This is a genomic window from Finegoldia magna (assembly GCF_002243175.1).
GTDB lineage: Bacteria > Bacillota > Clostridia > Tissierellales > Peptoniphilaceae > Finegoldia > Finegoldia magna_J.
The window spans coordinates 93,206-116,918 of sequence record NZ_NDYF01000016.1 but is presented as its reverse complement, the minus strand read 5'-3'; the positions used below and the strand labels follow the sequence as shown (position 1 = coordinate 116,918).

The following is a 23,713-nucleotide window of genomic DNA, read 5'->3' as shown; positions in this document are numbered from 1 at the left end:
TTAGGGGGTAAGGATTATGGATTTAAACAAATTCACACAAAAATCTGTTCAAGCAATTCAAGATGCGCAAAATACAGCTATAAAATTGGGCAATCCAGAAGTTACGGATGTTCATTTAAGCTATTGCTTATTGTCTGATTCAGATTCAATAGTTGCAAAGACTATTCAAAAAATCGGCGCTGATTACAAAAAAATCGTGAGCGCTTTTAATCAAAAAATAGATTCTCTTCCAAAAAACGACAGTCAATCTAGTGTGTACCCAAGCACTGCTTTTCAAAGAATTTTGTTGAAGGCAGAAGACGAAGCAAAGTCCATGGGAGACAGTTTCATTTCTGTTGAACACATTTTTATGAGTATTTTGGGAGAAAAAAATACTGTTAGTGCAGTTTTGTTGAAAGATTTTAATGTCAACAAACAAAACTTCACATCTAATTTGAAAGATTTGAGAGGAAATCAAAAGGTAGATTCTGACAATCCAGAAGATACAACTGATGTGTTGACAAAATACGGTCGTAATTTGACTGATTTGGCAAAAGAAGGCAAGCTTGATCCAGTTATCGGTCGTGACGATGAAATCAGACACAGCGTTAGGATTTTGAGTCGTAGAACGAAGAACAATCCTGTGTTGATTGGTCAACCTGGTGTTGGTAAAACTGCGATTGTGGAAGGCTTGGCGCTTAGAATTGTCAATGACGATGTTCCAGAAACTTTGAGAAACAAATCTATTTTTGCATTGGATATGGGAAGTTTGATTGCCGGTGCGAAATTTAGAGGAGAATTCGAAGAAAGATTGAAGGCTGTATTGAAAGAAGTTGCAGATTCTGACGGCAAAATCATTATGTTTATCGATGAGATTCACACTTTGGTTGGAGCCGGCAAATCAGAAGGCGCAATGGATGCTGCAAACTTGTTGAAGCCAATGTTAGCACGTGGTGAAATAAGAACAATCGGCGCTACAACGTTGGATGAATACAGAAAATACATCGAAACAGATGGCGCATTGGAAAGAAGATTCCAAAAAGTTTTGGTTGAAGAACCTTCAGTTGAAGACACAATTTCGATATTGCGTGGTATCAAGGACAAATACGAGATTTATCACGGAATCAAAATCACTGACAACGCTGTAATCGCTGCGGCAACTTTGTCGGACAGATATATTACCGACAGATTTTTGCCAGACAAGGCAATTGATTTGATGGACGAAGCGAGTGCGATGGTTAGAACTGAGATTGATTCTATGCCTGAAAGCATCGACGAAACTAAGAGAAAAATATTGCAACTTGAAATCGAACGTGCTGCTTTGAACAAAGAAGACGATGAAATGAGTAAAATCAGACTCGAAAATTTGGAAAAAGAATTACAAGACACTAAAAACGAGTTTGATGCGATGTATATGGAATGGACTCAACAAAAATCCAAGGTCGATGAAATCAAGGAGACAAAATCTGAAATCGAAGCCGTTAAACACGAAATGGAAGAAGCTCAAAGAAAATACGATTTTGAAAAATTGTCTGAATTAAAATACGGAAAATTAGTCGAACTTGAAAACAAGCTTGAAGAATTGAACAAGAAAATGGATGAAGATGACAGTTCAATTATAAAAGAAAGCGTAACTGAAGATGAAATAGCAGAAGTTGTGAGCAAGTGGACTTCAATTCCTGTGACAAAATTAGTGGAAACAGAACGTGACAAGATTTTGAATATGGACAAGTTGTTGCACAAGAGAGTTGTGGGACAAGATGAAGCTGTAACTGCTGTGACTGATGCAATCATCAGAGCTAGAAGTGGTTTGAAATCGCTCAACAGACCAATCGGTTCATTTATATTCCTTGGACCAACTGGTGTTGGTAAGACAGAACTTGCAAAAGCTTTGACTGAAAATATGTTTGATGATGAAAAGAATTTGATTCGTATCGATATGTCAGAATATATGGAAAAACACGCAGTAAGTAGACTTGTCGGAGCTCCTCCAGGATATGTTGGATATGATGAAGGTGGTCAACTAACTGAAGCTGTCAGAAGAAAACCATACTCAGTGATTTTGTTCGACGAAATCGAAAAAGCACATCCAGATGTGTTCAACATTTTGTTGCAAGTTTTGGATGACGGACGTTTGACTGACAACAAAGGTAGAACTGTCGATTTCAAAAACACGATCATCATAATGACAAGTAACATTGGATCAATGGATTTGATTGAAGGAATTGACGACAGCGGAAATATTTCTGATGAAAGCAGAAATTCTGTGATGGACGAATTGAAAGCACGATTCAAACCAGAATTTTTGAACAGAATTGACGATATCGTAATGTTCAAACCATTGACAAAAGATGACATCTACAAGATTATCGAAAAACAAGTTTCATTGTTACAAAAACAATTGGAAGACAGACAAATCACCATCGAAATCGACGAATCTGCAGAAGATTTGATTATCGACAAAGCATACGATGTATTGTACGGTGCAAGACCGGTTAAGAGATTTATCGAATCCAACGTTGAAACAAAACTTGGACGTGAATTGATAAAAGGCACTGTAACTGACAAAGACACTGTCGTTATTACAAATGTAGATGGCGAATTGGGAATTAGAAAGAAATAGATTTTAGAGAATAGGTAAGAACACAGGTCTTGCCTATTTTTTTATTGTGGAAAAGAATAAAAATCTCTGCACAAGCATACGGAAATAAAAGTCGTAACACGCATCGTCTGACTTACGAAAATTGGCAAATTCTAATCTCGAAATTCTAAAATCTCAAACTCGTGCTAAGCACTCAGACAATGAGATTTTTAACGAATTTCTTCGATTGAATTTGATACAATTTTCTCCAGATGACTCGCTTAGTTACGAGCTTTTATTATAGTGCTACAACGATTCTTAGCAAATGCAGTAATCTGATTTTGTATATCCACAGGGATAAAAAGAGTAATATAAAAAATATCATTTAAAAATAGGCAAGTTTTATAACGGGGGAGAAGGAGATGAAATAAATTCTGTGTCGCGTAAAAAGTGGATTACCGATTTTGCTAAGAATATCATCTGGAGAAAATAACTAAAAATCCAAGCGAAGTGACCCGTAGAAAATCTCACTCGTGCCAGCCGGAGGCGCACTTGAGATTTTAGGATCACGAGCGTGAGGATTTTTTTATTTTCGTAAGTCAGATATTCGTGCAAATCGGTTTTGCACTTTTTGTAAGCATTTACGAAGTCTCAATCTTGCGACCTACACTCCCCTTATAGCAAAAATCAACATTTCTTGTTACAATATTAATAGAGACAAATGATTTATGGCGTAAAATTATAACACGAGGAGTGACAATGAAGGTAAGAAAAGCGGTTATTCCTGCGGCGGGTTTTGGTACGAGGATGCTTCCTGCATCGAAATCTGTTCCGAAGGAGATGCTTCCAATCTACGACAAACCAACTTTGCATCATATTGTAAAGGAGGTTGTGGATTCTGGAATTACGGATATTTTGATTATTATAAGCAAGGATAAGGGATCTATCGAGGATTATTTTGATGTGAATTTCGAATTGGAATACGAATTGAATAAGAAGTCTTCGGAGATATCACGAGAAATTCACGAGCTTTCGAAGATGGCGAACATTTACACTATTAGACAGAAGAAGAAAAACGGTCTTGGCGATGCGATAAAATACGCAGAAAGTTTTGTTGGTGGTGAGCCTTTTGCGATTTTGTTGGGCGATGATATTATCTACAATACTTCTGATGAACTTCCTTGTATCAAACAAATGGCTGATATTTACGAAAAGGAAGAGGCGCCGGTTTTGGGTGTGCAAGAAGTTTCGTGGGATGATGTCGATAAGTACGGGATTGTGAATGGTGTGAAGACTTCGGATAGAATTACTGAGGTTGAGTCGTTGGTTGAAAAACCAAGTCGTGAAGAGGCCACAACTAACTTGGCAATTCTTGGAAGATACATTGTAACGCCAGATATTTTTCCGATTCTTCACGAAACAAAACCTGGCAAGAATAACGAAATTCAATTGACTGATGCTTTGAACAAGTTAGCCGAAAAACGCAAGATGATTGCGTATGATTTTATAGGCAAAAGATATGATGTCGGTAACAAGCTTGGTTTTGTGAAGGCTACGGTTGATTTTGCACTTCATGATGAGAAAATAAAGGATGAATTGTTAGAGTTTTTACGAGAAAAATAATTATTAGCTATTGGCACAAGGTGTCAGTAGCTTTTTTTTATTGGAAAATAATTTGTTGTGATAAAATAAGACAGAGGTGTGTTATGAATATTGCAATCGTTGATGACGAAGAAAATATAAGAAATTTGTATAAGAAATATTGTGAAGAATGGGCAGATATCAACAAAATTGATTTGAAGGCTGAGCTTTTTTCATCTGGTGAGAATTTTATATTCAATTACGATGAAAATGATTATATAGATATTTTATTGTTGGATGTTGAGATGAAAAAAATTAATGGCGTGGAATTATCCAAGAGAATTCGTGAGAAAAATTCCGATATTCAGATTATTTTCATCAGCGGTTATCCAGAATATATCGGATACGGATATGATGTTAATGCTTTGAATTTTTTGATTAAGCCTATAAAAAAGGAGAAACTTTTCGAACTTTTGGACAAGGCGACTAATCAAATGAACAACAAGGAAAAGTTCATTATAGTCAAGGACAACGGGATTAATACGAAGATTTCGTTGAAGGATATCTTCAGTTGTATTTCGGACAAAAATTACGTGGATATTTTCGCACAAAATAAAAGTTACAGAATTAGGATGACGTTGACACAACTATTGGATATGCTGGATGACAGATTTTTCAGGGTGAGTCGTTCGGAGATTATTAATATTGAAAAAATCGCAGAAACAAAGAAGGATTATGTTTTGTTGGAGGATGATAGCAAATTTTTGTTGTCAAATGCGAAGTTCAACGAGCTTAACAGAAAAATTATTGAGTTTTATTAGGTGAGATATGAGATTTTTGAGTAAAATTAGGATTTTGTTTTCTAAAAAAGATATTTTTGAATATCAACAGCAACTGTTGAACACTCATTATCAAGAAGTGGAGAATATGTACCGCGATATCAGAAAATTTCGCCACAATTACAGAAATCACTTGCAAACTTTGCGCTCTTTTGTTGCTGAAAATGATATGGAATCTATCAAGAACTACTTGGATAATTTGGATGAGAATTTGCATTCAATAGCACCTGTGATTAGGACTGGGAATAGGATGGCGGATGCTATCTTGAATTCCAAGATAACTATGGCGACTAATGAAAACATAAAATGCATCGCCGACTGCAAGATTTCAAATATTTTGGATATAAAAGATATCGATTTGGCGACGATTATCGGAAATTTGTTCGATAATGCGATTGAATCGGTGAGAAATTTGCCAGAAGAGGACAGATTTATCAGGATTTATATGGATATGAAGGGCAATAAATTGTACATTTCATTTACTAACAAGACAAGTAGCAAAAAACAGGAGAAGTTTGGCAGAATTTTCAAATCGACAAAGGGCGAGAACAGAGGCCTGGGACTTATCAGTATCGACGAAATCGTCGACAAATACGATGGTTACATCAACAGAAATTCAGAGGACAATGCTTTTACGACGGAGATTTTGATATAGTCATCCCTGTTTTTGATGTGCTTATCCCTAAAACGTAAATACGATAGTATTTCGTTTAATATATTATTGGGAGGTAGTTATGAAGAAAAAATATTCTACAAATGATAATATAAAATTTATGTTCAATCTTGCGTGGAACAACCAAAAAAGTTTGATTTTCATGCTGATAATTATGGCTATCACAACTGCTGGAATTGATATTTTACAGTTGTACTTTACTCCACAAATTATCAAAATGGTTGAAAACTCACAAGATTTCACAACGATTATGCTTACAGTTGTCGTGTTTGCGGTTTTGATTTTCGTATGTTCAGCGACAAAAGAGTCGTTGGATTTGAGGATCTTGCCGAAAAAAATCTACATTCGAACTTTGATGTTAAATCAATGTATCGAAAAATTCTTGTCGATGGATTATGAGATGACTTTGGACAAGAATGTGTTGGATTTATCCGAAAAGGCGAACGTAAACTTAGAAGGAAATGATAAAGCTACAGAACATATCTGGATTACGATGAAAGACGTTTTGTATTTACTAATCAGCACGAGTGTGTATTTGATTTTACTTGCAAGGCTTCCTATTTTCATAATTTTGGTGTCGATTATCGCAAGTTTGATTAGTTTTCTGTATTCAAAAAAACTTAAACAATGGAAGTACGATAACAGGAAAACTCAGGCTAAGTTTGAGAAGGAATTCAACTACATTAATTCAGTTAGTAGCCACAAACACGCAAAAGATATCAGGATGTTCGGGCTTGGAAATTGGCTGGAAGATATTTACGACAGCGTTTTTGTAATGTACGATGATTTCTTGAACAAGATGGGCAACAAAATGTTGATGGCAGATTTCTTGGATTGCGTGTTCAACCTTTTGAGAAATTCCGTTACATATTATTATTTAATAAATTTTGCAGTCAATGGCAAAATTGATGCAAGTATGTTCTTGTTGGCTTTTTCCGCACAAACAAAATTCGGCTACGATATTCAAAGATTGTTCAATTTTCTGAGTGTGCTTTTTATGGAAGCGAAGGATATCGCAACTGTAAGAGAGTTTGTAGATTTGGAAGAAAAGTTCAAAAAAGACGGAGGAATCGAATTAAATCCTGACGAGGATATTACGATAAAATTCGAAAATGTGGGATATAAATATCCTGGTAGTGATGAATTTGTATTGAAGAATGTGAACTTCCAAGTCAACCCACAAGAAAAGGTAGCTGTAGTTGGACTCAATGGATCGGGGAAAACTACGTTGATCAAACTTTTGATAGGATTTTTGGATCCAACAGAAGGTCGTGTGCTTGTCAATGGGATTGATTTGAGAGAACTCAACAGAAGAAAATATTACGAGATTTTCTCTGCGGTATTCCAAGATTATTCGATATTGCCGGAAACAATTTACATGAATGTAACTCAATCAAAATCCACAGATGATGTGGAAGGCGTGGAAGAAGTGTTGAAATTAGCAGGCCTATATGAAAAGGTTAAGGAATTTCCAAAAGGAGTATTCAACACGATTGAAAAATATATCTACCAAGATTCACCGGTTTTATCAGGAGGGGAAACACAAAAACTACTTCTTGCGAGAGCTTTGTACAGAAGTTCGAAGTTTTTGATATTAGATGAGCCAACAGCAGCGCTTGACCCATTGGCAGAGAGGGATTTGTACAACAAATACAATGAACTAACGAAAAACCATACATCGATTTTTATTTCTCATAGAATGGCTTCGACGAGATTTTGCGATTACATTTTGTTGATTGGAAATAAGGGGATTGAAGAACGTGGAACTCACGAAGAATTGATGGAAAAAGGCGGAACGTACAAGTATTTGTTCGACACTCAAGCGAAATATTACAGGGAGGACTACAATGCAAAAGAATCTTAAATTATTCAAAGATACTTGGAGTGTTTTGTGGAAAAATTACAAAAAGCTTATTATCAGCTACACTCTTAACTGTTTATTCTCTGCGATTTTTCCTTTAATTAGTATTTACGCATCTGCAAGAATGATAGATGCAATTGTCAATAAGATGCCTGTACAATTTGTAGGTAAATGGGCAGTAATTGCGTTGTTGTCAGTGTTTTTCATTCAAATAATTCTGGCTTTGACGAATAAAATCCAAAACACATACAAGGACAAGAAATACGAGATATTTTTTCATATTTTATCCGAAAAATTCAATGAATTGGATTACAAACAATCCCAAGACACAGACATTATTGGGGAAAAATCGAATATAGAACAAAACATAAACATCGGTGAATTCGGAATTATAAGAGTTCTTTACGCATACGATATGATATTGGAGTCTTTATTGGCGATGATAGGTAGTTTGGTGTTGTCGTATCAATTTTTAGCTACGAAATGGAACGCACCAGAAAGTTTTTCGTTTCTAAATAGCGTCTGGATAAATATTTTACTGATTGTAGTGGTTGTATTTTTATCATGGATTTCACAGAAATTCAACGCAAAACAGTTTGAAATTTGGAACAAAATAGCTGAACAAGGAAAATTCGGAAACAGAGTGTTCTCATTTTATTGTTGGCAAATGAAAGATAAAAGTAGAATGCTGGATACGAGAATGTATCGTCAATATAATCTCGCGAGCAGAATGCTTAATGAATGTGGGATTTTTAATCCTGGTGGATTTTTCGATAGAATTATGTCGACAGAAGGTGTCACTTACAAAATACTCAGCGAATTTTTCTCGAAATTACAAGTTTTGTTGATTTATCTTGTCGTAGTATCCAAATCATTGCTCGGAGCTATTTCAATAGGAATGCTCAGCCAATATCTTGGAAGTTTGATAAATTTTACGAGCAATTTGTCGAAATTCTTGGAAGGCGTTGCATTGTACAAGACAAACACTCCGTACGCAGAACTTATGATGGATTATTTGCACAAAAAATCGGAGTTTTACAATGGAAGTTTGACTACGGAGAAAAGATCGGACAAAAAATACGAAGTCGAATTCAAAAATGTCAGCTTCAAATATCCTGGAACTGACAATTGGGTATTGAAAAATATCAATTTGAAATTCGACCTTGGGAAAAAATTGGCGATTGTAGGGCAAAACGGTTGTGGCAAGACTACTTTTGTGAAGTTGTTGATTAGATTTTACGATGTTACTGAAGGGGAAATCTTGTTGAATGGAATTAACATCAAAAAATACAGATACGATGAATATTTGAAAATATTCTCAGTTGTATTCCAAGATTTTAATTTGTTCGCATATCCATTGGCACAAAATGTCGCTTCGGGAATGGATTACGACGAAGAAAAAGTAATTCAATCACTTAAAGATGTTGGAATGTACGATGATGTTCAAAAATGGGACAAGGGGATCCAAACTTATCTGTACAAAGATATCGACGAAAATGGAATCAGCGTTTCCAAAGGTCAAGAACAAAAAATCGCCATTGCAAGAGCGTTGTACCAAGACAGTCCGTTTTTGATTTTGGATGAACCGACTGCGAGCCTTGACCCTATAAGTGAAGCTGAAATTTACGAGAAATTGGGCGAAATAATCAAAGACAGAACGGCGATTTTTATCTCACATAGGTTGTCTAGTTGCAAATTCTCCGACAAAATTATCGTATTCGACAAGGGAGAAATTGCTGAAACAGGAGATCACGACAGTTTGATTGGTAAGAACGGAATGTACAAGAAATTGTGGGATGCACAGGCGGAGTTTTACGTATAAAAATGATATTATTTCCTCGATATGTGGTATAATTTTTGTTAAGGAGGAAGGTATGAATAAAAAGAAGTTATTGATAGCTTTTCTACTAGCATTTTCAATGACAACAGGAATTAGTTACGCCGAAGAAGAAAATATTATTTCACCAAAAGTTGAAATAAATGACGAACAATTAAATCCCGAAAATAGTTCAAAACAAGAAAATCCTACAGAAAAAGCTGACCAAACAGAAAAAAAGGACGAAGAACAACCAAATGAACAACCAAAAAAGGAAGAACACAAGGAAGTTCTTACGGACAAAAATGTAGCTGAAAGAGTCGAAGGACATGACAGATTTGAATCTGCAAATAAGATTCACGATGAGTTTTTCGACAAGGCAGAAGAAGTTGTACTTACATCCAGCGAAGTGTTTGCAGATGCTATAAGCTCTGGCAACATCACTGACGGTAAGATGCCGATTTTGTACACTGAAGGTTCAAAGCTAAACGAAAAGACTAGAGAACAACTTAAGAACAGAAACATCAAAAAAGTTCACATCATCGGTGGCGAAAAGACAATCAGCAAAGATGTTGCAGAATTTTTGAAAAAAATGGGAATCGAAGTTGAAAGAATCGACGGACATGACAGATACGCTGTCAACGCAAAATTAGCAAAGAACAAGAAAAATGCGGACACATTGGTGTTTGCAAGTGGAGAAAATTATGCAGATAGTTTGAGTTCTGTTGGACTTGCAAACAAAACAAAATCTCCAATTCTTCTAGTACAAAAAAATGTACTACCTACATCAATCAAAGAGTATTTATCATCAATCGATAAGACAAAGATTTTAAAAAGTTATATTGTAGGTGGAACTAACAGCATTAGCGATTCTGTAAAAGCAGAAATCGACAGCATTCTTAATTTGAAATCCACAAGAATTGCAGGTCATGACAGATACAAAACAAGCGTTGAAGTATCCAAAATCGCTTATCCAAACGCCAAAAAAGCTATATTTACAACAGGAGAAGTGTATGCAGATGCATTAGCAGCAGCACCAGTTAGTCAAAAAATCGACGCGCCAATTGTTTTGGTTCCAAGAAATAACATTCAATTGGAACAAGAAGCAAATTCTTCTACCAAATCACAAACACACGAAAATTATTTGAAGAATTTGAATGTAGAAGAAAAATCTTACGTATTTGGCGGCAGAAAGTCTATATCAGATGATTGCTTCACAAATATTAAAAACGCTTTATTAAAGAAAGATTTAATCAAAGTTTACAACACAGATAGAAATTTATTCAGATTAAAAGATTACGTTGTTAATAACAAAGCTATCACTTTGTTAACTGAAATGAAAGACACAGCGAAAAAAGTAATCGATGTTGCAGTTAACAAGATTTTGAAGGTTGTTAAGGTCGAAGATAAATGGGTTAATTTGTCATTCAATGGGATTAACGGCTGGATTAGACCGGAAGGATTCAAATACTACAATCCACAAGATTTCGGAATATCACACATAACAGTTCCAAATATAATGAACCAAATGAACCCAAAATCACAACGTGGAATTAAACAAAAAGCGGCTCCAATTGGTTGCGAACCAACTGCAATGTATCATGCATTACAAGCAAAAGGTTATGCGTTGGAGTACACTTACAACGAATTTTTGAATCAACTTCCTATGAACACTAACAATAATAACACTGGTTTCTCAAAGAATCCTTACGTTTGGGATGAATATTATCACACAAGAGTTATGGCGACATATATGAACCCAGAACCAATGACTAAGTTTGCGAACAGATTTGCAAATGGTAAAGCAGAAAATATTTCTGGTTCAAATATGAGAGATATTTTGGCTGAACTTCAAAATGGAAACACAATCATGTACTACGGAACGTTGAGATGGGAAAAACCAAGATGGTCAACAAATGTTTACGGAAAGAGATTTTTCGCAAACAACCACGGAATTTGTATCAATGGATACGATCAAAAAACAAACAGATTCTATTTGGCAGATCCTTGGTACTCAAACGAAATCACAAAATCATATAGCGAAGTATCGGAAAATTATTTGTCGAGAAGAATGGCAGTAGTAGTAAGATAGATGAATGGTCTCTTTTATAGGGACCATTTTTTATTTATTTTTGTATAAAATAATTATCACAAACTTCATATGTGATAATAAAACAAATAAAAAAATTATGGAATAAAAATGCTATAGGTTTGATCCAGCAGGATTCCATAAATAAAATTTTATGTAGGGAGGCTTTTAGCCTCTCTATTTTTTGCGAAAAAATAAACAAATTTTCCTTTATTCACTTAGTTTGTTATGATATAATTGTTAAGGAAATTAATTAGGGGGGTTTTATGGGAGAATATAATATATTTGATATTTTGGGGCCTGTAATGATTGGACCTTCTAGCTCTCACACTGCAGGTGCTTGTAGAATTGCAAAGACTGCTCTTATGATTGCTGGAAATGAGTTTACAAAAGTTGAGTTTGATCTTCACGGATCATTTGCGAAAACTTACAAAGGTCACGGTACAGACAGAGCTTTGTTAGCTGGTGTATTGGGAATTGAACCAGACGACATTAGACTTAGAGATTCATTTGCAATCGCTGATCAAAGAGGAATCGACTATGTTTTTAGAGAAGCTGACTTAGGGGATGTGCATCCAAATACTGCGAAGATTACATTTACATACGAAGATGGAACTACTATGTACATCGTTGGCTCATCAATCGGTGGTGGAAACATTGAAATCATCGACATCAACGGAATAGCTGTTCAATTTACAGGAAGCTATCCTACAATTTTATTGAAATACGTGGATGTAAGAGGAATTATTGCGGACATTTCTTCAGAACTTGCCAGAAATGGTTACAACATCGAAGGAATGAAGACGTTGAAACATGACGGAATCGTAACTTTGATTGTTGAATTAGATAAAAATATCGGCGAAGATTTGACAGAAAATTTATTAAAAGACGATAGATTTCTTTTCACAAAATATATTCAACGAAATTAAGGAGAGTTTATGTTTGATACATCATTAGAAATAATCAATACAGTTAAGAAGGAAAACAGATCTTTTTACGAATACGTTATAGAAATAGAAAACGAAAGAACTGGCAAATCTGAAGAATTCATCAGAAGTGAATTGTCACATATGCTAGATGTTATGGAAAAATCTGCGACAGATTTCTTGGAAACACCTTCAGTGACTAATCAAAAAATGATAGACGGATTTGCACATAAAATGCACGTTTATGCAAATGAAAATGAACCAATAGTAGGACAATTTACAGCAGAAGCAATGGCGATGGCTTTTTCAACATTGGAAATCAGTGCGGCTATGGGAAAAATCGTAGCATCACCTACTGCAGGTTCATCGGGAATTTTGCCAGCAGCTCTTATGAGTTTTAAACAAAGATACAACTGCTCACATGAAGAACTTATAGATGCAATGTTAGTAGCTATCGGTGTTGGACAATTGTTAGGAAAATACGCAACATTTTCTGGCGCTGACGGAGGCTGCCAAGCGGAAACAGGATCTGCAGCAGCAATGGCAGCAGGTGCGTTGATATTTTTAAGAGGAGGCTCTATTGAGCAAATATTCCACGGAGCATCATTTGCAATCCTACATGTATTGGGACTTGTATGCGACCCAATCGCAGGACTTGTAGAATATCCTTGCACATTCAGAAATGCAATGGGCGTTACCAACGCAATGATTAGCGCTGATATGGCATTGGCAGGAATCACAAGTATAGTTCCATTCGAAGAAGTGTGCCAAGCGATGAGAAAAGTCGGCAAAACTCTTCCACCATCATTGAGAGAAACAGGAATGGGTGGAGTTGCAGGAACAAAAACTGGTCAAGATATCAGAAGAAGATTTTTGGGATCTTGTAACATCAGTGATGACGACGAAGATTAAAACAAAAAATTATCCACAAGATTTTCAAAATCTTGTGGATTTTTTTATTGAACTATTTGTTTTTGTTTACACTTTTTGCAATCAAAATCGCCAACACGAATGATATCACGATTTCAAAAGGCATATTCGTAGCGACAATTCCTCCAAGAAAATATTGCGCTTTGACATGCATAACGCTTTCGATTTGCTTTGAATGACAAATAAACGCCATTCCTAAGACACCAACTGTGTTCATAACACTTCCGCAAATTGCAGGAATTCCGTAGCGGATCACATCGTTTTTGTCTCTTAATTTGTTGTAAATTTGATAAGTCACAACAGCTATCAAAACTCTTGGAAGCACAGAAACCAACGGATTGTAGAACATAAATGAAAGAATTGTCGGTGCAATAATATTATTTACCAATGAAAACAAACCGAACAATAATCCCACGAATAAACTAACCCAAGGTCCTGCAACCAAAGCAGCAACAATAGTTGGAATATGTAGTGTAGTCACTCTAACTGGTCCAATCGGAATCATTCCCAAAGGGGTAAGCCCAAGTACAATAGTCAAAGCGCCAAACACACCGATTTTTGTCAAATCTTTTGTAGTTAATTTCATTTTTTCCTCCTCAAATCATTTACACAATTATACCACTTATACATAAAAATAAGAAGAATAATCTATTTATAAAAAATTTCAATAAGTAATAGCTGGTCAATATTGATTTAGGAATATATAATAAAATGTAGATTTTAAATCAGGAGGTTATATGAAGAAATTTTTAGGAGTAATTCTTACTGCTAGTATGGTAATGAGCTCATTCACACCGGTACTTGCAGAAGAACAAAACAAAATCACAGTAGACAGAATAAGTGGATCTGATCGTTATGAAACATCAGCAAAAATCAGCCGCAGAACATTCCCACACAAAATCGAAAAAATCGTACTTGCTAGTGGCGAAAATTTTGCAGATAGTTTGGTTGCAGGAAGCCTTGCAAACAAGGAAAATGCACCAGTATTATTAACACAAAAAGACAACCTACCACAAGTCATCAAAGACGAAATCAACAGACTCAGTCCAAGTCAAATAATCATAGTAGGTGGAGAAAAATCTGTAAATGTAAAAGGGCTTAAAAACGTTAAAAGATTAGCAGGAAAAGACAGATACGAAACATCAGTTGAAGTGTACAAACAAATTAATCCTAATGGAAAAGTTGCACTTGCAAGTGGACTAAACTTTGCAGATGCATTGTGTGCAACACCACTTTCCACAAAAGAAAACTTGCCGATTATTTTGACAGATGGACACAATTTGCCAGAAGGAATCACAAATGACAAAGTTGCCTTAATCTACGGTGGAGAAAAATCCGTTAATATAAAAGGATTAGAAAACACAAGAAGATTAGCAGGAGTTGACCGTTATGAAACAGCGTTGATTATCGCAAAAGAATATGGAAATCTTGAAAAATTCGTGTTGGCAGATGGAAGAAACTATCCAGATGCATTGTCAGTAGCTCCATTTGCGCACAAGAATAATCAACCAATATTATTGACAAATCCTGACAAAACAGAATTTATCAAACAAATAGTTAAAGAAAACAACACAAAAGAAATCACAGTAGTAGGTGGAGAGTTATCAGTATCTTCAAAACAAATTGAGCAAATTGCAAGTGTTGGAATAACTGAAGATAAAAAACCAGACACACCTTCAGTAACACCAACACCAGATGATCTTTCAATACCAGACAAGCCGGAAGAACAACCAGAAGAAAAACCGGAAGAAAAGCCAGAAGACAGTGCTAAAGAAAAAGTTCTAAAAGAAGCCAAAGAAAAAGCAATTGAAGAATTGAAGAACAATGGAATAACATCAGAAAAATACATCGACCAAATCAACGAAGCCAAAACAGTAGAAGGCGTTAATGCACTAAAAGATGAAATCATCAAAGCACACAAGAAAGGCGAAGAAGAAAAGCCTGAATACGTAGATATTGAAGATGCGAAGTTATTGAAAGTATTAAACAAAAACTTGGATATAAACAGAGCAGATGATCAACGTATTACTAAAAAAGAAATGGAATCTTTGAAAGAAGTATCCATATTCTTAGACGAGAAGACTAACAAGCCAATATTTACAGAAGAATCCAAAGACACATTTTCAATCCTAGGAAAAGCCCAAGATTTATCCAATACAAAAGATTTCAAATTCATGGTAACAAGAGGAATGAAGAGCTTAAAAGGAATTGAATACGCCACTAATTTGGAAAAATTAAAAGTAAATGAAAACGAGATTTCTGATATTAGTCCATTAAAAGATTTGAAAAACTTGAAATATTTGGAACTTCAAAGAAATAGGATTACGGACGTATCACCATTAGCAAACCTTAAAAACTTAGAGTTCTTGAAATTATACAACAACATAATTGAAAATGTTAAACCACTTAAAGATTTGACAAATCTAACAGGATTGGATCTTCACAATAATGTTAAAGTTAGAAAAGAAGGACAAAAGAGAATAAATTATGACGGAATCACGGATATTTCTTCTCTTAAGAACTTAACTAAGTTGACATTTTTTGACGTGTCTGCAAACAAAATCGAAAATGTAGACATAATACTTGGAATGGAAAAAATAAATCAACTAGATTTTTCGGATAATAAAATCAAGGATTATTCTAAATTAGCTAACTACATTTTGCCAAGATTTATTAAACAACAAGAAGGAGACGGAAGCGTAGGATTCCATGGCCAAAATGTAACTCAAACTCAATCAGTTACAGTTGATAACAACGAAGTTTCATTTATACCAGAATATAAGGGACTAGGAAATTTATTCAATGAATTTGCTAAAGCTTTTGAAATGGAAGATGCATCTGCACTTGTAAATGTAACAACTAATGTAGAAGGAGTTTCAGCGACTTTTGATGTAAAAAAAGACAAAATAAATCTAGAAGTTACAGATGAATTCTTAAAAGCAAATGACGGGAAAATAGTAAGCGCTAATTTACAAATTGTATTTGCAGAAGCTTACGGATGGAACTTGAATGACGTAAAATTACAAGTGGAAAAACCAGCGGAAGACCCAACGCCAGAAACACCTGAAGAAGAAAAAATCGCGATGATTCAACAAGTCACAACATCGAATCTTCCAGCAAAAGATGCTATTGCTAAAATTAAGGTTGCTGGTCAAATCAACAATATTCCTAGTGACAAATTCATAGTAAAATTGGTCGATGAAGAAGGAAAAGAAACTTATCCTGTAATTGAAGTTACTGGAGAGGCATCAAAAGCTTTCAGAGTTATAAATATAAAAGTTCCAGAAAATACTACTGATAAGGGAAAAACATACGAAATTTATGTTTCATCAACAGGTAAGAAGGAAAATTTCAAGAAAGCGGAATTTACTTTAACTCAAGAAAAATCTTCGGGAACACAAGAAGTTGAAAAAACGTTCAAGATTATTTCAAGCAATAAGGACGTTGTAATAACAGTAAATGGCGAAGAAAAATCACTAGCTAAAAAAGGCGACACTGTTGTAGTAAAAGCAAAGCCTGGAAAAGAAATATCGATGTTTTATGTAAGTGGATTGAATGAAGAAGGTGACCCAATGAAAGTCAACTTCAAACAAATCGGAGATTTTTATCAATTCAAAATGCCTGCAAGCGACTGTACTTTGAATATCACAACAAAGGATAAAGAAGTTGTGGAGGAAAATATTCAAGTACTCATATTGCAAACTTCAGACAAAGCATCAAAAGATTCGTCAACTGCGACAGTTCAAGTAAGGGGTATATTGAAAGGAATTACAAATGACAAATTTGTCGTAAAACTTGTTGATAACGAAGGCAACGAAACATTCCCTAGGGTAGATGTATCAGGCGATGTAAATAAAAATATGAGAACTGTTTCATTTGAAATTCCTAAAAATACTACAACAAAAGAAAAAGAATACACAGTTTATGTGTCATCAACAGGTTCTAAAGCTGATTTTGCAACTGAAACTGTAAAAATAACACAAGAAAAATCAGATACAGAAGAACAAATTTCTGAAGGAATAATGGATTTATCACTAGAAACAACAGGAAATCTAGATGCAGCAGGTGGAAAAGTTACATTAACAGCAATGGGTAATTTTAAGAATGTTTCTGATGACAGATTCGTTGTTAAATTGGTTGACGATAAAGGAAACGAAACTATCCAACAAGCTAAAGTTAGTGGAAAAGGTGCAAAAAGAACTTTAGAATTTAAAGTTCCTAAAAATGAAGAACCAACAGAAAAAACATATAAAATTTATGCCACTTCAACTGGATCGCGCACTAAATTCTACGAAAAATCAGTAGAATTAAAACAAAATCCATCTAAAAACGCAAAAACAACTATTGAAAAAATCAACGTTCTTACACCAATACTAAAAAATGAAGGAAAATTAAGAGCAAATATAGTTGGTAAAAATATAAATCCTGATAATTTGACAGTTTCATTCTACAGACTTGTGAACGGAAAATTTGTAAAAGACACATCTATAAGACCAAGGTTTGAAAAGTCGGGCAAATTCGAGCAAATTGTTGCAGATAGCATAGCCTTAACAAAAGGCAACGAACAAGATGTATACAAAATTTTGGTGAGAGATAACGATGATTTGGAGAAATCTTATGAAGCATATTTCAGAGTAAAATATACTGAAGATATAGTGATGTATGAAGAAATTCTACCAAGTTATGTTCACGCGTCAAAAGACGGCAAGATAATCGAAGTTGGTTTTAATGAAGAAATCGAAGAAATATTTGATGGAAGCTTAAAAGCTGGAATTAGCATCGATAAAAATGCTGACGGAAATTATGAAAGATTAGGAAACCAAGATATTGTTGAGTTGTCAGATAAGAAATTCGTAATTACACTTGAAAAGGCACTAGATGTAAAAGGTCTTGGTTTTAAAAAAGCAAAAATCAATATAAATCAAGGCATATTTAAGAAAAAAGGCACTGAAAGCTTGAACAAAGATATTGACTATAGTATCAATATTGGAAAGCCAATCGTTCGTCAAGCTACAATTGAAGGTGAAAAGGTCATCACTAACAAAAACAGAACAGTCACTATCAAAGTGAATGGATTGAATTTGTCACAAGATGCAAAAGTAAAAGCTGTTATGCAAACAAAACTTGCGACAGAAGATACAGATGTTGCAGGCAAAGGAAAACAACCAGAAGTTGTCGGAACAATTTCTGGAACTGGAGATGAACAAACAATAACATTCGAGCTTCCAGAAAACAAAACAGATAGAACAGTGTCTTACGAAATCTTGTACCAACCAGAAAAGAATGGAAAATTCGAAAAATTACCTGGAAATAATCCAAGATCCAGAGCGAATTCAATTGTAATTTCATTGGTCGCAGAAGGCGGGGATGTTAATGCCGCTACGTTAGCATTTATGAAGATTCAAACTTATGGGGCAACTTCTACAGAAAAAGAAAAAGTTCCAGATATAACTTACGGTGAAACACCAACAAATCAAGAATCCAAGAAGACATTCACTCACGTTTACGGAACAAACTTAGAAGCTAAGAAAACTAGAGTTAGAATTTTCGACGATAGAGGAGTTGAATGGTACATCGTAAACCAACCTTCACTAGGAGCTGCGGCATTTAAGATGGTAGTTCCTGAACTAATCGGAATTGATGGCGATGGAAATTATCAAACAATGGAAATAATTGGACCGGGAAATTTGATTGGAGATCACACATTCACATACAAAGTTGCAGTTGATGGCAAAAACTACGATGAAAATGTAGTAGTTCGTGCAAAAATATTGGCTTCTGGAAAAACTAATAATGGAAAATATGATTTGGATAATCAAGAAACAACATTGAAACTAAACTACGTCGATGTGAATGGTAATCCAATCAAAGATTCTGTAGAAAAAAGATCGTACAGCTTCTTTGAAGAATGTGCAGCGGGAATTTATCCAGATGAAATCGAAAATTACAAACCAGTTAAAATAGTTCGTAATTCAGATAAAACAGAAATAAAATTAACTGACGGTGTGGACTATACAGATTACAGAAATCTTCAGACAATACTAGGAGTAAATAAAATTGGAGACAATCCTGAATACACTATAGTTTACGAAAAAACTAAATAAATTTCACAAAAGCTTCCTTAACCAAAGGAGGCTTTTGTTTTGTAAAAAAATTGTAAAAATCGCTTAAAATTAGTCAACGCTAAATTGATATGATATAATATTTTATATATAAACAAGAAAAACGAATGACTGATGGAGGTTATTTTGGAAGTTATACAAGTAAAAAAAAGTTTAAATTTGAAGGGCGAGGTCAAGATTGACGGCGCCAAAAACTCAGCGCTTCCTATTATAGCAGCATCTCTTTTAGGAACTGAGCCGATAATTTTAGAAGATGTTCCAAAGTTAAAGGATGTTTCAATTATATTGAAAGTTTTAGAAGAATTGGGATCAAAAGTAACTTATTTGGATAAGAATAAGGTTGAGATAGATAGTAGCAATGTGAATAATTCTGTGACTCCACATGAATTGATGAACAAGATGAGAGCATCATTTTTGGTGATGGGACCTTTGTTGACAAGACTTGGTGAAACTAAGACGTATTTGCCAGGTGGATGTGCGATTGGTTCGAGACCTGTGGATTTGCATTTAAAAGGATTTAAGGCATTGGGTGCTGAGATTGAATCGACTGACGAAAAGATAGAAGCTATTGCAAAAGATGGTTTGATTGGCGGGGAAATTTATTTGGATTTTCCGAGCGTTGGTGCGACTCAAAATATAATGATGGCAGCGACGATGGCAAAGGGAGAAACTGTTATCGAAAATGCTGCTAAGGAACCAGAAATCGTAGATTTGGCAAGTTTCTTGAACAAATTGGGAGCGAAGGTTCGTGGAGCTGGTACTTCTACAATTAGAATAGTCGGCGTTGACAAGTTATACGGTGCAAAACACACAATTATTCCAGATAGAATAGAAGCTGCGACTTTTATGGTGGCAAGTGCGATTACACGTGGAGATGTTACTGTGAAAAATTGTATTTCATCTCATATTATGCCAATTATCGCAAAACTTCGTGAAGTTGGTTGTGAAGTTATCGAAAACGAGGACGAAGATTCTATCAGAGTTATTTCCACTGGTAGATTAAAAGGAACGAAGATTAAAACTTTGCCATATCCTGGTTTTCCTACAGATGTGCAAGCGCAATTCATGGCGTTGATGACTGTATGCAAGGGTCAAAGCAGTGTTGAAGAAACTGTTTTTGAAAATAGATTTATGCATGTGGAACAACTTCAAAAAATGGGCGCTGCTATTGCGACTGAAGGAAATGAAGCGAGTATTGCAGGGGTAGATTCTCTTCAAGGAGCTACTGTGAAATCCACCGATTTAAGAGCCGGAGCGGCTTTGATTTTGGCGGGACTTGTAGCAGATGGAACTACAAATGTTACAGATATTTATCACATTGACAGAGGATACGACGATATTGTTTCCAAATTCAAAAAGTTGGGCGCAAATATCGAAAGAATTGAAATCGAAGATTAATAAATTGTATAAACAGAGGGATTGTTATTTGATTGAACAACCCTCTTTTTTGTAGGTGAGTGTATGAAATTTAGCGCGACTGTCAAAAATATAATATTCGAAAACGAGTCCAATGGTTTTAGGATTTTTTCTGTGGATAAGGACGGAGAAGAGAGAATTATCAAAGGAAATAGTTTCAAAATTATGCCGGGAGATTTCTTGGATATTGAGGCAAACAAAGTCCAAGATCCAAAATACGGAGAACAATACAACATAATTTCCGTTGAAAGATCCACTAAGCCTAGCATGTACAATATTATCAATTATCTTCAAAGCGGTTTGATTAAAGGAATTGGAGAGACAACTGCAAGAAGAATCGTCGAAGAATTTGGCGAAGATACGATGGAAATTTTGAAAAATTCTCCATCCAAATTACTCCAGGTCAAAGGAATCGGCAAGAAAAATTACAAAAAAATCAAAGAATCACTCGATGAGAAAAAAGAATACGCTGAGATTTTCTTGTATTTGCAATCATTGGGGCTAAGTCTTCATCAAGCCAATATTATTTCTGATTTTTACAAGGAAGACACGAAGAAAATTATCATGCAAAACCCATATACTTTGATTGACGATATTAGGGGAATTGGGTTCAGAACGGCAGACATTATTGCGCAGAGAATCGACATCGAACCGGATTCTCCATTTAGAATCAAAGCTGCGTTCAAATATTTTATGGAGAAGGAAGCAAATTCTAATGGAAATTGCTACGTTTTGGAAGATGATTTGATAGCTGGAGTGGAGAATCTTATCGACATTGAAATCAAAAACAGACAAGAGACGTTGGAGTCTTTGATTGTCAGTGGAATTATTGCGATTGATGACACAGACGATGAGCACAGAGTCTACCTTCCACAAATCGAAAAAGCTGAGATGAGATGCGCGATTAATATTGCGAATATTTTGAAAAGCGAAATCGAAGACGAGTTTGACGTGGAGGCTGAGCTTTCCAAGCTTGAATCTGAACACTTGGATGATTTGCAAATCGAAGCCATCAAGAAATCTATGACTGAAAAAATGCTGATAATTACAGGTGGGCCTGGTACGGGAAAAACTACGATTATCAACAATATTACGAAAATTTTCAAAAATAATGACAAGGAGATAATTCTTGCGGCGCCTACAGGACGTGCGGCTAAAAGATTGTCGGAAAGTTGCAACGAAGAAGCGAAGACAATTCACAGAATTCTGGGATACATTCCAGTTGAAAACGGAACGATTTTCGACCACGACGAGGACAATCCGATTGATTGCGATTTGATAATCATAGATGAAGCCAGTATGATGGATATTTTCATCGCGGATAGTTTGTTGAGAGCGTTGGATCCTAATACGAGGGTTGTTTTTGTTGGAGACTGTGACCAGCTTCCAAGTGTACAAGCGGGAAATGTGCTCAACGATTTGATAGAATGTGGAGAAATCACTACGATAAAGTTGACGAAGATTTTCCGTCAAGCGCAAAACTCCAACATAATTGTGAATGCGCACAGGATTAACAACGGAGAGTTTCCTATTTTGAATGAAAAGGGCAAGGATTTTTTCTTTATTGAAGAAAACGACCCAGAACGTGCCAAGCAGACGATTCTCGATTTGTGCGCACAAAGACTTCCCAATTTCTATAAAAAAGATGAGTTTGACGATATAATCGTGCTAACTCCGATGAAAAAATCAAGCTGTGGAACAAAGGAATTGAACACAGCTTTGCAAGAAGTTTTGAATCCGAAAACACCAATGACAGAAGAAATCGAGCAACGAGACAGGATTTTTAGGCTCAACGACAAAGTTATGCAAATTAAAAATGATTACACGAAAGAATTCATTGACGATGATGCGATGGGGGTTTTCAACGGAGATATTGGAAGAGTTACATACGTCGATCCGATTGATGAGACGATTGATGTGTTGTTTGACGACAAAACTGCTAGTTTCACGAAAAAAGAATGCGACGGTTTGACGTTATCTTATGCGATTACGATTCACAAATCACAAGGAAGTGAGTTTCCAATCGTTGTAATTCCAGTGACACAGGCTCCGTTTATGTTGTTGACGAGAAATTTGCTCTACACTGCAATCACACGAGCGAGAGAAATCGTAGTTTTGGTTGGAAGCTTGAAGATTTTACGCCAAATGATATCCAACAATAAAATAATGAAGAGAAATTCGGGCTTGGACAGAAGAATCAAACAATACACGGATTTTGATATCGACGATGACGAACAAGAAATGATGAGAGAGATGTTCGAAGATGAGGGATTTTAGTTTTTTATTTCAAAAACGTTGCATAATTTGTCACGAGAAAAAACAGTACAAATATTTGTTGTGCGAAGATTGCTTGGACAAGTTGGTTTTCGTGGACAGTTACAGGGATATCGACGGTACGGATTGCTATTTTCCATTACTTCACCAAGGTTTGACGAAAAAACTCATCTACGATTACAAGCTCAGCCGCAAACAAGTTGTTAGATATTTCTTGGCAGATGTGGTTACAGATAAAATCAAACAGAAAAACTTACAAGACTACACGCTTTTAAAAGTTCCTTCGACAAAATCTACGATAAACAAACGTGGTTTCGATCACATTCACGAGATTGCAAGGGAAGTGGCAAAGAATTTGGACATGGAATATTTGCCAGATGCGATTGTAAAAGTGAAGGAAACGAAAATTCAGCATAATTTATCGCAACTTCAAAGAATTGAAAATCTACAAGGTGCGTTTGAATTGAACGCTGATTTGTCGGATAAAAAAATTCTCGTTTTGGATGATATTGTGACGACGAAGAATACTTTAAGAGAAATCAAAAAAACTTTGAATGAAAATTATGAGGATTTGAAATTTGTCGCAGTGTCTAGCAGGTCTAATGAAAAATATTAAAATTGGGTAT

General features: G+C 35.3%; 14 protein-coding genes. 13 read left to right on the top strand and 1 reads right to left on the bottom strand.

The window, feature by feature from the left end; all coding sequences use genetic code 11:
• The first annotated feature begins 16 nt into the window (after positions 1–16).
• The 9 genes from clpB (at position 17) to sdaAA (ending at position 13,257) form a co-directional block, all read left to right on the top strand.
• Positions 17–2,602, top strand: coding sequence for an ATP-dependent chaperone ClpB (gene clpB, locus B9N53_RS07770; RefSeq protein WP_094204427.1), 2,586 nt, complete (start codon positions 17–19; stop codon positions 2,600–2,602).
• Between the two features lie 717 nt (positions 2,603–3,319).
• A complete protein-coding gene (galU, locus tag B9N53_RS07765) occupies positions 3,320–4,183 on the top strand; it encodes a UTP--glucose-1-phosphate uridylyltransferase GalU (RefSeq protein WP_094204426.1) in 864 nt (287 codons plus the stop codon).
• A gap of 83 nt (positions 4,184–4,266) precedes the next feature.
• Positions 4,267–4,962: a LytR/AlgR family response regulator transcription factor gene (locus B9N53_RS07760; protein ID WP_094204425.1), complete on the top strand. Its 696-nt coding sequence runs from the start codon at positions 4,267–4,269 to the stop codon at positions 4,960–4,962.
• A 7-nt stretch (positions 4,963–4,969) separates the two neighbouring features.
• Positions 4,970–5,635, top strand: coding sequence for a sensor histidine kinase (locus B9N53_RS07755; protein WP_094204424.1), 666 nt, complete (start codon positions 4,970–4,972; stop codon positions 5,633–5,635).
• Between the two features lie 79 nt (positions 5,636–5,714).
• Positions 5,715–7,517: an ABC transporter ATP-binding protein gene (locus tag B9N53_RS07750; RefSeq protein WP_094204423.1), complete on the top strand. Its 1,803-nt coding sequence runs from the start codon at positions 5,715–5,717 to the stop codon at positions 7,515–7,517.
• A complete protein-coding gene (locus B9N53_RS07745) occupies positions 7,501–9,336 on the top strand; it encodes an ABC transporter ATP-binding protein (protein ID WP_094204422.1) in 1,836 nt (611 codons plus the stop codon). Before B9N53_RS07750 ends, B9N53_RS07745 begins: the two co-directional genes overlap by 17 nt.
• 52 nt (positions 9,337–9,388) lie before the next feature.
• Positions 9,389–11,422: a cell wall-binding repeat-containing protein gene (locus B9N53_RS07740; RefSeq protein ID WP_094204421.1), complete on the top strand. Its 2,034-nt coding sequence runs from the start codon at positions 9,389–9,391 to the stop codon at positions 11,420–11,422.
• A gap of 263 nt (positions 11,423–11,685) precedes the next feature.
• Positions 11,686–12,348, top strand: coding sequence for an L-serine ammonia-lyase, iron-sulfur-dependent subunit beta (gene sdaAB / locus B9N53_RS07735; protein WP_094204420.1), 663 nt, complete (start codon positions 11,686–11,688; stop codon positions 12,346–12,348).
• 9 nt (positions 12,349–12,357) lie between these two features.
• Positions 12,358–13,257: an L-serine ammonia-lyase, iron-sulfur-dependent, subunit alpha gene (gene sdaAA / locus B9N53_RS07730; RefSeq protein WP_094204419.1), complete on the top strand. Its 900-nt coding sequence runs from the start codon at positions 12,358–12,360 to the stop codon at positions 13,255–13,257.
• A gap of 52 nt (positions 13,258–13,309) precedes the next feature.
• On the opposite strand, the gene B9N53_RS07725 is transcribed toward sdaAA, so the two are convergent.
• A complete protein-coding gene (locus B9N53_RS07725; RefSeq protein WP_094204418.1) occupies positions 13,310–13,861 on the bottom strand; it encodes an ECF transporter S component in 552 nt (183 codons plus the stop codon).
• Positions 13,862–14,012: 151 nt separating this feature from the next.
• On the opposite strand from B9N53_RS07725, the gene B9N53_RS07720 reads away from it, so the two are divergent.
• The 4 genes from B9N53_RS07720 to B9N53_RS07705 all read left to right on the top strand — a co-directional run bounded on the left by B9N53_RS07720 (position 14,013) and on the right by B9N53_RS07705 (position 23,703).
• Entirely contained in the window at positions 14,013–19,379 is a 5,367-nt protein-coding gene (locus B9N53_RS07720; RefSeq protein WP_094204417.1) for a cell wall-binding repeat-containing protein, read from the top strand.
• 132 nt (positions 19,380–19,511) lie between these two features.
• Complete coding sequence (murA, locus tag B9N53_RS07715; protein ID WP_192867311.1) at positions 19,512–20,795, top strand: UDP-N-acetylglucosamine 1-carboxyvinyltransferase; 1,284 nt, start codon at positions 19,512–19,514, stop codon at positions 20,793–20,795.
• A gap of 63 nt (positions 20,796–20,858) precedes the next feature.
• Positions 20,859–23,090 (top strand): ATP-dependent RecD-like DNA helicase, encoded by a 2,232-nt coding sequence (locus B9N53_RS07710; RefSeq protein WP_094204415.1) that lies wholly within the window; start codon positions 20,859–20,861, stop codon positions 23,088–23,090.
• Positions 23,077–23,703: a ComF family protein gene (locus tag B9N53_RS07705; protein ID WP_094204414.1), complete on the top strand. Its 627-nt coding sequence runs from the start codon at positions 23,077–23,079 to the stop codon at positions 23,701–23,703. The genes B9N53_RS07710 and B9N53_RS07705 overlap by 14 nt, the downstream gene beginning before the upstream one ends.
• The last annotated feature ends 10 nt before the right edge of the window (positions 23,704–23,713 follow it).

Excerpts from the sequence above, each read along its gene's own strand:
- clpB (WP_094204427.1), top strand. The coding sequence starts at position 17 with ATGGATTTAAACAAATTCACACAAAAATCTGTTCAAGCAATTCAAGAT.
- galU (WP_094204426.1), top strand. The coding sequence starts at position 3,320 with ATGAAGGTAAGAAAAGCGGTTATTCCTGCGGCGGGTTTTGGTACGAGG.
- B9N53_RS07760 (WP_094204425.1), top strand. The coding sequence starts at position 4,267 with ATGAATATTGCAATCGTTGATGACGAAGAAAATATAAGAAATTTGTAT.
- B9N53_RS07755 (WP_094204424.1), top strand. The coding sequence starts at position 4,970 with ATGAGATTTTTGAGTAAAATTAGGATTTTGTTTTCTAAAAAAGATATT.
- B9N53_RS07750 (WP_094204423.1), top strand. The coding sequence starts at position 5,715 with ATGAAGAAAAAATATTCTACAAATGATAATATAAAATTTATGTTCAAT.
- B9N53_RS07745 (WP_094204422.1), top strand. The coding sequence starts at position 7,501 with ATGCAAAAGAATCTTAAATTATTCAAAGATACTTGGAGTGTTTTGTGG.
- B9N53_RS07740 (WP_094204421.1), top strand. The coding sequence starts at position 9,389 with ATGAATAAAAAGAAGTTATTGATAGCTTTTCTACTAGCATTTTCAATG.
- sdaAB (WP_094204420.1), top strand. The coding sequence starts at position 11,686 with ATGGGAGAATATAATATATTTGATATTTTGGGGCCTGTAATGATTGGA.
- sdaAA (WP_094204419.1), top strand. The coding sequence starts at position 12,358 with ATGTTTGATACATCATTAGAAATAATCAATACAGTTAAGAAGGAAAAC.
- B9N53_RS07725 (WP_094204418.1), bottom strand. The coding sequence starts at position 13,861 with ATGAAATTAACTACAAAAGATTTGACAAAAATCGGTGTGTTTGGCGCT.
- B9N53_RS07720 (WP_094204417.1), top strand. The coding sequence starts at position 14,013 with ATGAAGAAATTTTTAGGAGTAATTCTTACTGCTAGTATGGTAATGAGC.
- murA (WP_192867311.1), top strand. The coding sequence starts at position 19,512 with ATGGAGGTTATTTTGGAAGTTATACAAGTAAAAAAAAGTTTAAATTTG.
- B9N53_RS07710 (WP_094204415.1), top strand. The coding sequence starts at position 20,859 with ATGAAATTTAGCGCGACTGTCAAAAATATAATATTCGAAAACGAGTCC.
- B9N53_RS07705 (WP_094204414.1), top strand. The coding sequence starts at position 23,077 with ATGAGGGATTTTAGTTTTTTATTTCAAAAACGTTGCATAATTTGTCAC.